Source organism: Micromonospora sp. HM134, assembly GCF_007833915.1.
GTDB classification, from domain to species: Bacteria; Actinomycetota; Actinomycetes; order Mycobacteriales; family Micromonosporaceae; genus Micromonospora; species Micromonospora wenchangensis.
Genome location: NZ_CP041061.1, coordinates 838913 through 853782, shown reverse-complemented (window position 1 = coordinate 853782; position 14870 = coordinate 838913). Strand labels below are relative to the sequence as shown.

Sequence of the window (14870 nt, the reverse complement as noted above, 5' to 3'; positions counted from 1 at the left end):
CGGGGTGCCGGCCGGCCGGTGCGCGGACCGGCCGCCCCGACGCCGTGAGGTTGCCCACGTACGCCGGGACGGCCGGTCGTCATGCCTGGTCCCCGCCGGCCGCCGCTGCCGATGATCCCATCGCGGCGGCCGGCGCGGCGGTCACTTGGTCGGCTGGGCCTTCGAGGTGACCGTGATGGTGCCGGCGGCGATGTCCGCCTTGATCTTCTCGACCTCGGCCTTGAGGTCCGCCGGGACCTTGCTGTCGAAGTCGTGGTACGGGGCGATCGACACGCCGTTGTTGGCGAGGTTGCCGACGAAGCCCGGGGTGGCGGCGAGCTTCTCGCCACCGGCGGCCTTGAGCACGGCGTCCTTGACGGCGTCCGGGATGTTCTTGACCACGGTGGTCAGCAGCGCCGCGCAGTCCGGGGTGCTCTCGCAGCCGTCGACGTCGACCCAGACGACCGAGTACTTGCCGCCCGACGCCTTCGCCGCGGAAGTGGTGCCGAGGCCCGCGCCACCGGCGACCGGCATGACGATGTCGGCGCCCTGGGCGACCAGCGCGTCGGAGACCTTCTTGCCCTCGTCCTGCTTGGCGAAGTCGTTGGTGAAGGAACCCTTCTGGGTCGCCTTGTCCCAGCCCAGCACCTGGACGTTCTTGCTCTTGGTCTTGTTGTAGTACGCCACGCCGTCGGCGAAGCCGTCCATGAAGATGGTCACCGGCGGGATCGGCAGGCCACCGTAGGTGCCGACCTTGCCGCTCTTGCTCATCCCGGCGGCCAGGTAACCGGCCTGGAAGGCGGCCTGGGCGGTGTCGAACTGCATCGGGTAGACGTTCGCCGTGGCCGGGTTCGCGTCCACGATGCCGAACTGCTGGTTCGGGTTCGCGGCGGCGATCTTCTTGGTGGCGTCGGACATCAGGCCACCGACGGCCAGGATGAAGTCGCACTTCTGGTTGACGTACCCGGTCAGGTTGACCTCGTAGTCCGCCTCGGCCTTCGACGCGACGTACTTGATGTCGATCTTGTCGTTGGCCTTCTTGGCCTCCTCCAGGCCCTTCCAGGCGGAGGTGTTGAACGACTTGTCGTCGATGCCGCCGACGTCGGTCACCATGCAGGCGCTGTACTTCTTGTCGCCGCTGCCACCGGCGTTGTTGTCGTCGTCCGGGGCCTCACCACACGCGGCGGCACCCAGCACGAGCCCACCCGCCGCGATGGCAGAGGCGATCCGCATCCCACGCACAGAGCGCAAGACGTCTCCTTCCATTGCTCACCGCCTCGTGCGGTGGCAGCCCTTGAACCGACAGGCGTTGTGCCGCCGGCATCCCACGTTACGGACGGGAGCGTAGCCCCGCGTCCACCCACCGGCCGCCAATCGTGCACGACTGTTGAACGCTCGTTATCCCGGCGTAACCCTGGCGTGGGGCACATCACTCAACGTGCCGGCGCTGACCGGTCCGGTGTCACGAACATCCGTTTCCGGCGACCTCCACCGGCTACCGCCAGAACACCGCCACGGCGGCCGTGACCAGGGTCAACCCGATGATCGCCAGGAAGTGGCCCCGGGCCACCTGCGCCCGCTTCCGGGAGAAGAAGACCATGACGAAGATGAGCAGGGCCAGCACCAACTTGGTAACAAGCTTCGCGGGGGCCGGCTCGTCCCCGTCGCGTAGCGGCGCGGACAGGCCAACACCGGTCAGCAACTGGATCACCGAGCCCCAGAGCATGGCCGCGTTGATCCGCAGCCGGCCGCTGACGTACTGGGCGACGGCACCGCCGAGCAGCAGCGCGAACCCGATCAGATGGACGTAGAGAAGGACCAGTCGGAGAGCTTCCACGCCGGCCATCCTCCCTCATCAACGACACTTTGTAGTAGGTGGCCCGCCGGCTGAGTTCAATCCGTGATCTCGCCGCTCCCGCCGGCCGGCGTCCCGGGCCGCCGGCCGCCCGTCAGAGCCGCCAGACCTGGAAGGTCGGGCCGTCGCCGGGCAGGGTGACCCCGCCGTCGGCGGCGGGCCGCAGGGCCGGGGCACCGCCGTGGAGGTTCTCCCCCGCCGGGCCGGCGCCGGTGCTTGCGGTGATCGGCAGGCCGGTCAGCAGGACCGGCGGGCCGGCCGCCCGCCGGGCCAGCACCAGCACCGCGCCGGTGGTCGCCTCGCGCAGGAAGACCAGCGTGTCGGCGTCGGCGTGCACCCAGCGCAGGCCGCCGTGCCGCAGCTCCGGGGTGTCCCGGCGCAGCGCCAGCAAGGCCCGGTACGCGGCGAACGTCCCGGTGTCCCGGCGCTCCGGCCGGTGCCACGGCATCGGGGTGCGGGAGCCCTCGCCGTTGCCGCCGGTCAGGCCCCACTCGTCCCCGGCGAACACGACCGGGGTGCCGGGCAGGGTGGCGAGCAGCCCGGCGGCCACCTCCTGCCGGGCGGCGTCCCCGACCACGGTGCGGATACGGGCCGAGTCGTGCGAGCCGAGCAGCTGCCACGAGTGGGTGTACGACCGCCAGGAGATCAGCGACCGGAAGCTGTTCATGGTGGCGAGCACCGCGTGCGCGTCCCGCCGCCGCACCCCGCCCGGCGTGCCGAGGAAGTTCGGCAGCGGCGCGTGGCCCCCGGCGTCCCCGGGCCCGGCGCGCAGCCAGGACCAGACCGGGTCGGTGAAGCCGACGTAGTTCATCGTGCCGTGCCAGCCGTCGCGGTCCAGGTCACCGGTGTGGTCGTGGCCGTGCTCGGCGAGCAGCAGCCCGTCGGCGCGGGTCTGCGTGACCACCTCGCGCAGCAGCCGCGCCACCTCGTGGGTGTACGCGTCCGCGCCCCGCCGGCCGGTCATGTTGGCCACGTCGACCCGCCACCCGTCCAGCCCGTACGGCGGGCGCAGCCAGCGGCGCAGCAGCGAGTCCGGTGCGGTGGCGAAGCGGCGGCGCAGCTCGGCGCTGCCCCAGTTCAGCTTCGGCAGCGACCGCACCCCGTTCCACGACTCGTACGTCGGCTCCCCGTCGCCGGTGGGCACGTCGAAGTAGTACAGCTCCCGCTCGGGGGCGTCGACGTCGGACAGGGCACGGGTGAACCACTCGTGCGCGTCGCCGGTGTGGTTGCTGGTGATGTCGCCGAGCAGCCGCCAGCCCCGGGCCCGGACGGCGGCGGCCAGCCGGACCAGTGCCGCGTCCCCGCCGAGCAGCGGGTCGACGGTGTCGAAGCCGGCGGCGTCGTACCGGTGGTTGGAGCGGGCCGGGAAGATCGGCGTCAGGTAGACGGTGTTGACGCCGAGCCGGTCCAGGTGGTCGAGGCGTTCGGTGATGCCGTCCAGGTCGCCGCCGTAGAACTGGCGTGGGGTCTGCGGGCCGTGCCCGACGACCGGGGTGTCCCAGTCGCACGGGATGGCCCAGTCCGGCGGGGTGCGCCCGTCGGCGGCGGCGGACCGGGCGAACCGGTCGGGGAAGATCTGGTAGATCAGCGCGTCCCGGGCCCAGGCCGGCGGCGGCGCGTGGCTGACCAGCTTGAAGTCGCCGTGGTCGGGCACGTCGTGGTCGACCGGGCCGGCGGCGTTGAGCCAGCGGTAGCCGGTCGTCCCGGTGAGCATGAACCGGTAGTTGCTGACCGGGTTGCGGACCTCGACGTCGGCCCGCCACCACACGTCGTGGCCGTCCCGACGGTCGACGGTGGCCTCGACGAAGCGCGGCTCACCGTCGCCGGTGGTCCGCACGTGCACCTGCCGGACGTCGGTGCCCTCGGGCACCCGGACGAAGACCGGCACGGTCTGCCCGAGGGCGGGTTCCTGCTCGGGCACGTACAGCGCCGAGCCGTCGTGGTGCGGTGACAGGGACATGGTGTGACCTTTCGCGTCGATCGGACAGAGAGAGTGGGGTCGTCCGTCCCCGCCGGTCTCCCGGCGGGGACGGACCCCCGAAACTGCTCCGGTGTACGTCGACCCGACGCCCTTGCCGCAGCGTGCCGTACCGGGGAACGCCGGCCTGGCCGGCGTCCATGATCAACTCAACGGGGGCGATGCAGCGGTGTCCACCCGACCGCGACACCGCTGTGTCGCCCCCGAACAGGCCCCGCGCGAACCCGGACCACTCAGCCCGCCCGCCGTGCCACAGCGGCCACCCCTCCGACTCACCCCTTGACGGCCCCGGCGGTGAGGCCGGAGACGATGTAGCGCTGGAGGAGCTGGAAGACCAGCACGGTGGGGACCGCGGTGAGCAGGGTGCCCGCCGCGAAGATGCCGAAGTTGTTGTTCCGTTCCCCGGCCACCAGGCCGAACATGCCGACCGCCAGGGTCTTGGACCCGGGGTCGGTGAGGAACACGTTGGCGATCATGAACTCGTTGATCGTCCCGATGAACGACAGCAGCGCGGTCACCGCCAGGATCGGTGCCACCAGCGGCAGCATGATCCGGAAGAAGACCTGGGCGTGGCTGGCGCCGTCCATGGTGGCCGACTCGTCCAGCTCGCGGGGCAGGGTGTCGAAGAACCCCTTCATCAGCCAGGTGTTCATACCCAGCGCCCCGCCCATGTAGAGCAGGAACAGCCCCCAGGGGGTGTTGAAGCCGATCGACGGCCACAGGTCGGTGACCCGGGTGAAGATCAGGAAGATCGCCACGATCGCCAGGAACTGCGGGAACATCTGGATCAGCAGCAGGGTCAGCAGCCCGAACCGCCGCCCGGCGAAGCGCATCCGGGAGAACGCGTACGCCGCCAGCGAGGACAGGAAGATCGACACGAAGCTCGCCCCGCCCGCGATGAGCAGCGAGTTGAGGAACCATCGGCCGAACTCCGTCCGCTCGAACAGGTTGCCGAAGTTGGTGAACGACGCCCCGGTGGGCAGCAGCTCGGTCGACGAGAGGGTGCCGAGCGGGTTGAGCGCGGCGGAGAGCACGAACAGGATCGGGAAGAGGCTGAACGCCACCGCCAGCACGCCGACCACGTGCCGCCAGCCGACCTGGGTGAACCACCGGCTCCCGCGCCGGCCGCCACGACCGCGTACCGCAGCACCCGGCCGGCCGGCACGCGGGCCGGCGGCAGCCGACCGGACGGCAGGCGCGGCGGGGGCCTGCGGCCCGGCGGCGTTCGGACGGGTCGTCACGAGTAGACCTCCTCCTGCTGGCGGGTGCGCCGGAAGCTGATCGCCGAAACCGTGGCCACGATCGCGAAGATGAAGATCGACACTGCGGCGGCCAGCCCGAACTCGGCGCCCTGCGCGCCGAAGGCCAGCCGGTAGGTGTACGTGATCAGCAGGTCGGTGGCCCCGTTGGTCGGGTTGTCCGGCGCGAACGGGCCACCCTCGGTGGTCAACCAGATCGCGTTGATGTTGTTGAAGTTGTACGCGAACGAGGCGATCAGCAGCGGCGAGAGCGCAACCAGCAGCAGCGGCAGGGTGACCGCCCGGAACGACTGCCAGGGCGACGCGCCGTCGACCGAGGTGGCCTCGGTCAGCTCCTTCGGGATCGCCTGGAGCGCGCCCGTGGCCACCAGGAACATGTACGGGTACCCGAGCCAGAGCTGCACCAGCAGCACCGCCGCCCGCGCCGACCAGGCCTCGCCGAACCAGTCGACGCCGAGGCCGAACAGGTTGTTGACCAGGCCGAAGTCGGTGTTGAACATGTCCCGCCAGACCAGCAGCATCGCGAACGACGGCATCGCGTACGGCAGGATCAGGAAGACCCGGTAGAGGTTGGTGCCCCGCATCCGGGGCGAGTGCAGAGCCAGCGCGATCGCCATGCCCAGCAGGAAGGTGAACCCGGTGGAGCCGATCGCGAAGGCGAAGTTCCACAGCAGGGTGCCGAAGAACGGGCCGGAGATGTTCGGGTCGGTGAGCACCCGGGCGAAGTTCTTCAGCCCCACCCCGACCTGCCAGCCCTGGGCGAGCCGCTCGCCGTCGGCGGCGACGAAGGCGCCGGTGGCCGGGTCGGCCGTCCAGGTTCTGCCGGTCTCGCTGTCGGTGATGCAGTCGCAGCCACGGTCGTACGCCCGGACGGCCTTGCCCTCGTAGGCGCGGGACAGGCCGTTGGAGCGCACCGCGCCACCGGAGGTCGGCACCACCAGGGCGGTGATCTCCTCGCTGCGGACGCTGGCCTGGCCGACGTTGAGCACGGTGTAGCCCCGGGCGGCGGTGACCCTGCCGCTGCCGGCGACGGTCACGTCGGCGGCGTCGAGCGGGCGCAGCCCGTCGGCGTCCCCGGCGGACACCCGGCCGGTCGCCGGGTCGGTGACGAGGAAGACCAGCGGCCCGGTGGCCGGGTCGCCCGTGGTGGCGATGGCCAGGGCGTACTCGGCGGAGCCGGGGACCTGCTTGACCGAGGAACTCTCGATGGCGACGACCGCGTCGGCCTTGGAGCCCCGGTGGCCGTCGCCGAAGTTCGTGAACGCGGTGCTCGCGGTGTAGAGCACCGGGAAGACCTGGAAGGCGATCAGGAAGATCGTTCCTGGCACCAGGTACTTGGCCGGGATGTGCCGGCGGGTCAGGTAGAGGTAGCACAGGCCGACGGTGGTGGCCGCCAGGACGGCGAGACCGCCCCAGAGCCGGGCGGCGATGAGCGGGAAGGCCGCCCAGATCGCGATCCCGGCCACCAGGCCGAGCAGGACCACCTTGACGGCGAGACCGGTCGCGGTGATCGGCGCGTGGTGGCGCGCGGTACGGGAGGTGTCCGGGGGCCCGGAGCGCACGGGCCCCCGGCCCGGGGCCTGCGGGGCAGGTCCCGGGCCGGACAGCGTGCTCATTACTTGATCTGACCCGAGATCGTCTTGCCGGCGGCGGTGACGGTCTTCGCCGGGTCGGCGCCACCGATGACGGCGGCCTCGGCCTTGCCGAACGGGTCCCAGATCGCGGCCATGGCCGGGATGGCCGGCAGCACCTGGCCGTCCTTGCCCGCCTCGGAGAACTTGGCGAGGTCCGGGTCGGTGCCCTTGACCTGGTCGAACGCGGCGGTCAGCGCCGGCGGGCGGGGCTCGGCCTGGTAGAGCGCCACGGCCAGTTCGGGGGTGGTGACGTAGTTGGTGACGAACTCCTGGGCCAGCGCCTTGTTCTTGCCCTTGGCGGCGACGTAGAACGCCTGGACGCCGACGAACGGCTGGGCCTGCTTGCCACCGGCGAAGCCGGGGACCGGGGAGATGTCGTAGGAGATGTTGGCCTTCTTGGCGTCGGCGATCGCCCACGGGCCGGAGACCAGGAAGGCGCACTTCTTGCCGGTGAAGGTGGCGATGGAGTTCTCGCCGGTGATGGAGCGCTTGAGCGCGCCGTCGCCCTTCTCACCCAGCTTCGCGATCTTCTGGAAGGCCGCGATCGACTCCGGCTTGCCCACGCCCAGGTCCTTCGGGTCGTAGTCACCGTTGGCGGCGGTGCCGAAGAGGTAGCCGCCGGCCGAGGTGTACAGCGGGTAGATGTGGTAGGCGTCGCCGTTCTGCCCGGACTGGAGGCAGAGGATCTCGCTGGCCTTCTTCTCGGCCTTGAGCTTCTTGCCGGTGGCGACCAGGTCCTCGATCGTCTTCGGTGCCTCGGGGGCCAGCGCGGTGTTGCGGATCAGCGCGACGTTCTCGGTGGCGTAGGGGACGCCGTAGAGCTGGCCGTTGAACGTGACCGCCTTGATCGCGGTCTCGTTGAAGCCGGACTTCTGCTCGGCGGCGAGTTGCACCGGGTCGATGGCCCCGTTCTGCACGAGGTTGCCGATCCAGTCGTGCGCGCCGACCACCACGTCCGGGCCGCTGCCCTGCTGGGAGGCGGTGACGAAGTTGGTCTGGAGGTCCTTGGAGACGGCCTGCACCTCGACGGTGACGCCGTTCTCCTGGCCGAACTTCTCGGCGAACGGCTTGAGCGCCGCGGTCCGCTTGTCGTCCGCCCAGATGACGAGCTTGCCGCTCGCGGCCGGGGAGGTCGCCTTGGCGGCCGGTTCGTCCTTGTTGTTGTCGCCGCCGCAGCCCGACGCGGCGAGCGCCAGGCCGAGAACGGTGACCACACCCGCGGTACGGATGCGCATCGGTACTCCTGTCGTCATGGCGGGCCGCGCCGGGGGAGGGCCGGCCGCACCGTTGAAACGCTGAAAGTTCTTGCCAACCGACGCCGGGCAGGCCGCGTCGCTGCTGTCACGTGTTGCCGGGACGTTAGCAAGAGGTTGCAGCCAATGGAAGGGCTTGCAGATGTGTACGCAAGAACTTGCCTGTGGGCTAAAGTGCGGCCATGCGCGCTCGACTGTCCGACATCGCCCAACAGGCCGAAGTCAGCGAGGCCACGGTGTCGCGGGTGCTCAACGACCGCCCCGGCGTGGCCCCCGAGACCCGGCAGGCCGTCCTGACCGCCCTCGACGTGCTGGGCTACGAGCGTCCGGCCCGGCTGCGCAAGCGCAGCGCCGGCCTGGTCGGGCTGGTGGTGCCGGAGCTGGACAACCCGATCTTCCCGGCGTTCGCCCAGGTGATTGAGTCGACGCTGGCGCAGAGCGGGTTCACCCCGGTGCTGTGCACCCAGACCCCGGGCGGGGTCACCGAGGACGAGTACGTGGAGATGCTGCTCGACCGGCAGGTCTCCGGCATCGTCTTCGTCTCCGGCCTGCACGCCGACACGGCGGCCAACCACGACCGGTACCGCGCGCTGATCGCCCGGCCGCTGCCGGTTGTCATGATCAACGGGTACGCCCCGGGCATCGCCGCACCCTTCGTCTCCTGCGACGACCGGGAGGCCACCGAGCTGGCGGTGGCGCACCTGGTCGCGCTCGGGCACCGGCAGATCGGCCTGATCACCGGGCCGGACCGGTTCGTGCCGGTGCAGCGCCGGGTCGCCGGCTTCCGGGCCGCGATGACCCGGCTCGGCTCCACCGGCGGCGACCTGGACGCGCTCGCCGAGCTGTCGCTGTTCGGCGTCGAGGGCGGCGAGGCCGCCGCCGGCCGGTTGATCGAACGCGGGGTCACCGGGATCGTCTGCGGCTCCGACCTGATGGCGCTCGGCGCGGTCCGGGCCGCCCGGCAGCGCGGCCTGTCCGTGCCGGGCGACCTGTCGGTGGTCGGCTACGACGACTCGCCGTTGATGGCCTTCACCGACCCGCCGCTGACCACCATGCGACAGCCGGTGGCCGCGATGGCGGTGGCTGCGGTCCGGGCCCTGGTCGACGAGATCAACGGGCACGCCGCCCCGCACTCGGAGTACCTGTTCCGCCCCGAGCTGGTGGTACGCGGCTCGACCGCGGTGGTGCGGCAGGCGGGCACCGGCCGGCAGCGTCCGGCCCCGCCCGCCCTCGCCGTCCCCGCCTGAGCCCCCGCCACCTCCCGAGCCCCCCTCGACCGGGTCCGCCTCCCGGTGGATGGGACGCACCCACGAACGGCCCGCCCTGGCCGTCGGTGACGGGCGTCATTTCTTGCGCAAGCCATGCTTGACTCTTGCAGCATTTGGCCGGCATTCTCTCCACACCCGCGTCCGTCACCCACCGCCGCGCGGGCACCGCCGTCCCGCCACAGAACGGGGATCTCCGCCCATGACCGCCACCGACCCCACGCCGCTGGCCTCCGACGACGACTGGTGGCGCGCCGCGGTCGTCTACCAGGTGTACGTCCGCAGCTTCGCCGACTCCGACGGCGACGGCGTCGGCGACCTCGGGGGCATCCGGCAGCGGCTGCCCTACCTGCGCGACCTCGGGGTAGACGCGCTCTGGCTGACCCCGTTCTACACCTCGCCGCAGATCGACGCCGGCTACGACGTGGCCGACTACCGCGACGTCGATCCGCTCTTCGGCGACCTCGCCGACTTCGACGCCATGATCACCGACGCGCACGCGCTGGGCCTGCGGATCATCGTGGACCTGGTGCCCAACCACACCTCCAGCGCGCACCCCTGGTTCACCGCCGCCCTCGCCGCCGGCCCCGGCTCCCCCGAGCGGGAGCGCTACCTGTTCGCCGACGGCCGGGGCGTCGACGGGGAGCAGCCCCCCAACGACTGGGAGAGCATCTTCGGCGGCCCCGCCTGGACCCGGCTGCCGGACGGCCAGTGGTACCTGCACCTGTTCGACCCGGCCCAGCCCGACCTGAACTGGCGGCACCCGCAGGTACGCGCCGAGTTCACCGACGTGCTGCGGTTCTGGCTCGACCGGGGCGTCGACGGGTTCCGCATCGACGTGGCCCACGGGATGATCAAGGCCGAGGGGCTGCCGGACGTCGGCTTCAACTCGATGACCACCGGCCGGCGTCAGTCGGAGCTGCTCGGCAAGGGCCGGCTGCCCTACTTCGACCAGGACGAGGTGCACGACATCTACCGCGCCTGGCGGCCCATCCTGGACAGCTACCCCGGCGGCCGGATGGCGGTCGCCGAGGCGTGGGCGGAGACCCCGCAGCGGCTCGCCCGCTACATCGGCCCGGACGAGCTGCACCAGGCGTTCAGCTTCGACTTCCTCGACGCCACCTGGTCGGCCGACTCGTTCCGCAAGGTCATCGACACCGCGCTGGCCGAGTCGACGATCGTCGGCGCGCCGACCACCTGGGTGCTGTCCAACCACGACCGGCAGCGGCACGTCACCCGGTACGGCGACGGCGAGGTCGGCCTGCGCCGGGCCCGGGCCGCCGCCCTGCTGATGCTGGCCCTGCCCGGCTCCACCTACCTCTACCAGGGCGAGGAACTGGGCCTGCCGGAGGTGCTGGACCTGCCCGACGCGCTGCGGCAGGACCCGGCGTTCCTGCGTACCGGGGAGAGCCGCGACGGCTGCCGGGTGCCGATCCCGTGGGGCGGCGAGCTGCCCCCGTACGGCTTCGGGCCGGAGAGCAGCGAGCTGAGCTGGCTGCCGGCCCCGGCCACCTGGCGGGCCCTCTCGGTGGCTGCCCAGGCCGGGACGCCCGGCTCGACGCTGGAGCTGTACCGGGCCGCGCTGCGGGTCCGGCGCACCCACCCGGCGCTGTCGGCCACCGCCGGTCCGGTGATCTGGCAGGAGACCGGGCCCGGGGTGCTGGCATTCCGCCGGGACGCCGACGACGCCGCGCTGACCTGCGTGGTCAACCTCAGCGGCGCCCCGGTCCGGATCGACGGGTACGGCCGCCCCCTGGTGGCCAGCGCCGACCTCACCGAGCAGGACGCCGGACACGTCCTGCCGGTGGACGCAGCCGCGTGGTTCGAACGGCGCTGAGCCGGGTAACCCGCCTTTGACCTGGTCGTCCGTTGTGCCCCGCGCCGACGGGCGGCTGGGCTGCCGACCCCTTGTGGTGGGGGGTGAAGGTGGCACCGGCAACCCCGGGGAGTCCGGCTTCCCGGGGTGCCGGTGCACCACCGCGTACCCGCGTCGCCCGACCGGTCAGCGCCCGCGCAGCAGCCCCGCGATCCGCCCGAAACCCGCCCGCACCTGCACCTCGGTCGGTACCGGCGGCGGCTGCGGCCGGTCCACCCCGGCGACCGCCTCGTCCTCCTGCTCGTCGAGGACGTCGTCGAAGTCCCCGTAGAGGTCGGCCGCCTCGATCCGGGCCTCCTCGTCGGCGGCGGCGAGCTGCGACGCGGCGATCTCCTGGCGGATCTCCCCGGGCGACAGCGCCGGCACCAACGGCTCGACCACCGCCATGAACTGTTCGTCGGCCACCACCGCCTCGGCCAGGGCCAGCGCGTGCGGTCGCTCGTACGGCCCACAGACCACGGGTTCCCACTCGGCCGGATCGGCGAGCGGGCCGAACGTGATGATCCAGGGCAGGGTGAGCAGCGGCGAGTCGTCCGGCAGGTCCAGCGTCACGAGTGCGCCCACCGGCTCATCATGGTCGCCCCGACCCGCCCACCGGGCGGCATTTGCCCCATTCATCTTTTCCGACGACTGTCGGTGTCCAGGAAACGGCACGGACCGGGCCGGAAGCGGGTGCGGGGTCAGGCCGGGGGTGACCCGCCCAGGGCGGCGCGGACCAGGGCCAACGCCCGGTCCGGCGGCACGCCTAGCCGGGTCGCCTCCTCCGCGTAGCGGGCCGCCGCCCGCTGCAACCGGTCGGCCGCGTCGTCCCGCCCCGGGGCGACGAAGCTGCCGTGCCGGCCCCGGGTCTGCACCAGCCCGGCCGACTCCAACTCCCGGTAGGCGCGGGCCACCGTGTTCACCGCCAACCCCAACTCGACGGCGAACTGCCGGACCGGGGCCAGCCGGGTGCCCACCGCCAGCCGGCCGTCGCCGATCATCGCGGCGAGCTGCGCCCGCACCTGCTCGTACGGGGGCACCGGGGAACCCGGATCGATCTCGACCGGCATCAGCCCGCCCCTCCCGGCGTACCCGGATCGCTTTCGGTGTCGACGTCGGCCTCGACGTTGACCTGCCGCATCACCGCCCCCTCCGACAGGTCGACCACCCGGCCGTGCCGGCTGGTGGCGGCCAGCGCCGCGCCGAAGAGCACCAACTGGTTGAGCAGGTAGAGGTAGAGCAGCACGGCCACCGCGCCGGCCACCACCGCGTACGCCGGGTTCCGCTCGGTCCGCACGATGTAGAACCGGCCGACCGTGTTGAGCAGGGTGATCCCGACCGCGACCAGCAGCACCACCGGCCGCAGCCGGCGTCGGCTCATCCGCAGCCGGGGCACCGCCACCAGCAGCGCCGTCGCCAGCACCGCGTTGACCAGCACGCTGAGCACCGCGCTGATGGTGGTCAGCCCCACCGAACCGGTGGCCCGCAGCAGGAACCGCAGCACCGACTCCAACGCGTCCACCGCCGCCACCGAGATGCCCAGCATGACGAAGACCAGCAGCAGCACACCCAGGTCCACCAGCCGGCGGACCACCAGGTTGCCCGGCTGCTGGTTGAAGCCGTACATCAGCCGCTGCGACGACCGGATCGCCTCCACCCAGCCGATCCCGGTGAAGACCAGGATGACCAGGCCCACCACGCCTACCGCGTTGCTGCTCTCGGCGATCTGCTGCGGGTCGAGGAAGGGCAGGTTGTCCCGCAGGAACTCCGCCACCGCCTCGGAGACCTCGTCGTTGTCCTCCAGGATCGCCCCGAAGACCGAGTAGGCGACCAGCGCGAGGGCGAACACGGCGAAGAACCCGTAGTAGGCGATGGCGGCGGCCAACCGGCCGCCCAGCACCTCGCCGTAGAGGTCGACCGCCCGCCAGAGGTGGTCGAGCCGGGGCCACCGGTGCCGGGCCACGGTGAACCGGCGGTCCATGCCGGCCGTCCACCGGCCCCACGCGTCCACCACGTCATCCTCACCGATCTGTCGTCACCGGTGCCGGCCAACCGGCGGTCGGCGGGAGCGGGTGCCGGCCACCAGCGTGCCACCGGCGGGCGGGGCGCCGCACCGGGGGCCCCTCCGGCCGGCCACGGGACGGGTCAGCCGCCGAGCCGGAAGTCCCGGCGCGGCTGCCACCGGGTCTCACCGCTGTGCGAGAAGAGGGTGAAGCCCTCCACCTCGAACATCGCCGAGAAGTCGGCGAGATCCTCGTACGCCCGGTCCAGCGCCTCCGGGGCGACGTCCTGCGCCACGGTGACGTGCGGGTGGTACGGGAAGCGCAGCTCCCGGTGCAGGTGCGGGGCGGCGCTGATGGCGGCGGCGAGCAGCTCGCACTCGCTGATCCCGGCCGCGACCGCGACGAAGACCACCTGGGTCACCGGCCGGAACGTGCCGGTGCCCCGCAGGTGCAGGGTGAACGGCAGGTGGGCGGTGGCCACCTCGGCCAGGTGCGCCTCGACCGACTCCAGGGCGGCCAGGGGGATCTCGGTCGGGCCGAGCAGGGTCACGTGTGCCGGGACGACCTGCGGGTCACCCGTCTGCATCCGGCGTCGGGTGAGCAGCCCACCCCACGGCTCCGGGATGTCCACCGCGATCCCGATCTGGATGGTGTCGCCGGCCACCGGTATCCCGTCGCTGCGATCCACGCTCCGCGCCACCCCTCCGGCCATCGTCTCGACCCGTACCGCCGACCCGCCCACCGTTACGCCACGGGGGCCGACGCCAGGAACCCGACCCGCTCGTACGCTGTGCGCAGCGTCGGCACGGTGACCGCGCGGGCCTTCTCCACCCCGACGGCGAGCAGCTTGTCGAGCTGCGCGGGGTCGTCGAGGTAGGCCCGGGTGCGTTCCTGGATCGGGGTGACGAACTCGCGGACCACCTCGCCCAGCTCCTTCTTGAGATCGCCGTAGCCCCGGCCCGCGTACGCGGCCACCAGGTCGTCGATGCTCCGGCCGGACAGGGCGGAGTGGATGGTGAGCAGGTTGGACACCCCGGGCTTGGTCTCGGTGTCGAAGACGATCTCCCGGCCGGTGTCGGTGACCGCCGAGCGGATCTTCTTGGCCGAGCGGGCCGGGTCCTCCAGCAGGTCGATGATGCCGGCCGGGGAGGACGACGACTTCGACATCTTCGCCGTCGGCTCCTGGAGGTCGGTGATCTTGGCAGTGTCCTTCACGATGTGCGGGGCGGGCACCGTGAAGGTCGGCCCGAACAGCGAGTTGAACCGCTGGGCCAGATCCCGGGAGAGCTCCAGGTGCTGCCGCTGGTCCTCGCCGACCGGCACCGCGTCGGCCTGGTAGAGCAGGATGTCGGCGGCCTGGAGGATCGGGTACGTGAACAGGCCGACGCTGGAGCGTTCGCTGCCCTGCTTCTGCGACTTGTCCTTGAACTGGGTCATCCGGCTCGCCTCACCGAAACCGGTGAGGCAACCCAGCACCCACGCCAACTGCGCGTGCTCGGGCACCTGCGACTGGACGAACAGGGCGCTGCGCTCCGGGTCGATGCCGACCGCGAGGAGCTGCGCGGCGGCCACCCGGGTGCGCTGCCGCAGCACCGCCGGATCGTGCCCGGCGGTGATCGCGTGCAGGTCGACCACGCAGTAGAACGCCTCGTGGGTGTCCTGCAACGCCACCCAGTGCCGCACCGCGCCCAGGTAGTTGCCGAGGTGGAACGAGTCGGCCGTCGGCTGGATGCCGGAGAAGACGCGGGGGCGGGCGGGAGCGTCGGACATGCCGGCAATTCTGTCAGCA

At 72.0% G+C, this 14870-nt stretch carries 13 protein-coding genes; 2 read left to right on the top strand and 11 right to left on the bottom strand.

The features are described 5' to 3' along the window. Window positions 1-141: 141 nt before the first annotated feature. From FJK98_RS04190 to FJK98_RS04165, 6 genes are all read right to left on the bottom strand, one after another. Window positions 142-1212, bottom strand: coding sequence for a BMP family protein (locus FJK98_RS04190; protein WP_194822879.1), 1071 nt, complete (start codon window positions 1210-1212; stop codon window positions 142-144). Window positions 1213-1474: 262 nt separating this feature from the next. After that, window positions 1475-1816, bottom strand: coding sequence for a hypothetical protein (locus tag FJK98_RS04185; RefSeq protein ID WP_145917841.1), 342 nt, complete (start codon window positions 1814-1816; stop codon window positions 1475-1477). Between the two features lie 112 nt (window positions 1817-1928). After that, on the bottom strand, window positions 1929-3794 hold the full coding sequence (locus FJK98_RS04180) for a glycoside hydrolase family 13 protein (protein ID WP_145917840.1): 1866 nt from the start codon (window positions 3792-3794) through the stop codon (window positions 1929-1931). A gap of 290 nt (window positions 3795-4084) precedes the next feature. Then, entirely contained in the window at window positions 4085-4894 is an 810-nt protein-coding gene (locus FJK98_RS04175) for a sugar ABC transporter permease (RefSeq protein WP_205789483.1), read from the bottom strand. 155 nt (window positions 4895-5049) lie between these two features. Continuing rightward, on the bottom strand, window positions 5050-6687 hold the full coding sequence (locus FJK98_RS04170) for an ABC transporter permease subunit (RefSeq protein WP_145917838.1): 1638 nt from the start codon (window positions 6685-6687) through the stop codon (window positions 5050-5052). Further along, complete coding sequence (locus tag FJK98_RS04165; RefSeq protein WP_145917837.1) at window positions 6687-7940, bottom strand: maltose ABC transporter substrate-binding protein; 1254 nt, start codon at window positions 7938-7940, stop codon at window positions 6687-6689. Before FJK98_RS04165 ends, FJK98_RS04170 begins: the two co-directional genes overlap by 1 nt. Before the next feature lie 200 nt (window positions 7941-8140). Between FJK98_RS04165 and FJK98_RS04160 the strand changes: the two genes are divergently transcribed. Both FJK98_RS04160 and FJK98_RS04155 read left to right on the top strand, forming a co-directional pair. Further along, on the top strand, window positions 8141-9205 hold the full coding sequence (locus tag FJK98_RS04160; protein ID WP_145917836.1) for a LacI family DNA-binding transcriptional regulator: 1065 nt from the start codon (window positions 8141-8143) through the stop codon (window positions 9203-9205). Between the two features lie 220 nt (window positions 9206-9425). Continuing rightward, complete coding sequence (locus FJK98_RS04155) at window positions 9426-11060, top strand: glycoside hydrolase family 13 protein (protein ID WP_145917835.1); 1635 nt, start codon at window positions 9426-9428, stop codon at window positions 11058-11060. Between the two features lie 165 nt (window positions 11061-11225). Here FJK98_RS04155 and FJK98_RS04150 read toward each other — a convergent pair whose 3' ends face one another. The 5 genes from FJK98_RS04150 to trpS form a co-directional block, all read right to left on the bottom strand. Continuing rightward, window positions 11226-11663, bottom strand: coding sequence for a hypothetical protein (locus tag FJK98_RS04150; RefSeq protein WP_145917834.1), 438 nt, complete (start codon window positions 11661-11663; stop codon window positions 11226-11228). Window positions 11664-11779: 116 nt separating this feature from the next. Beyond that, window positions 11780-12148, bottom strand: coding sequence for a GntR family transcriptional regulator (locus tag FJK98_RS04145; protein ID WP_145917833.1), 369 nt, complete (start codon window positions 12146-12148; stop codon window positions 11780-11782). Further along, window positions 12148-13059: a YhjD/YihY/BrkB family envelope integrity protein gene (locus FJK98_RS04140; protein WP_145922562.1), complete on the bottom strand. Its 912-nt coding sequence runs from the start codon at window positions 13057-13059 to the stop codon at window positions 12148-12150. The genes FJK98_RS04145 and FJK98_RS04140 overlap by 1 nt, the downstream gene beginning before the upstream one ends. A gap of 164 nt (window positions 13060-13223) precedes the next feature. Further along, complete coding sequence (locus FJK98_RS04135; RefSeq protein WP_145922561.1) at window positions 13224-13793, bottom strand: 2'-5' RNA ligase family protein; 570 nt, start codon at window positions 13791-13793, stop codon at window positions 13224-13226. A gap of 32 nt (window positions 13794-13825) precedes the next feature. Further along, window positions 13826-14851, bottom strand: coding sequence for a tryptophan--tRNA ligase (gene trpS / locus FJK98_RS04130; RefSeq protein ID WP_145917832.1), 1026 nt, complete (start codon window positions 14849-14851; stop codon window positions 13826-13828). Window positions 14852-14870 lie beyond the last annotated feature (19 nt).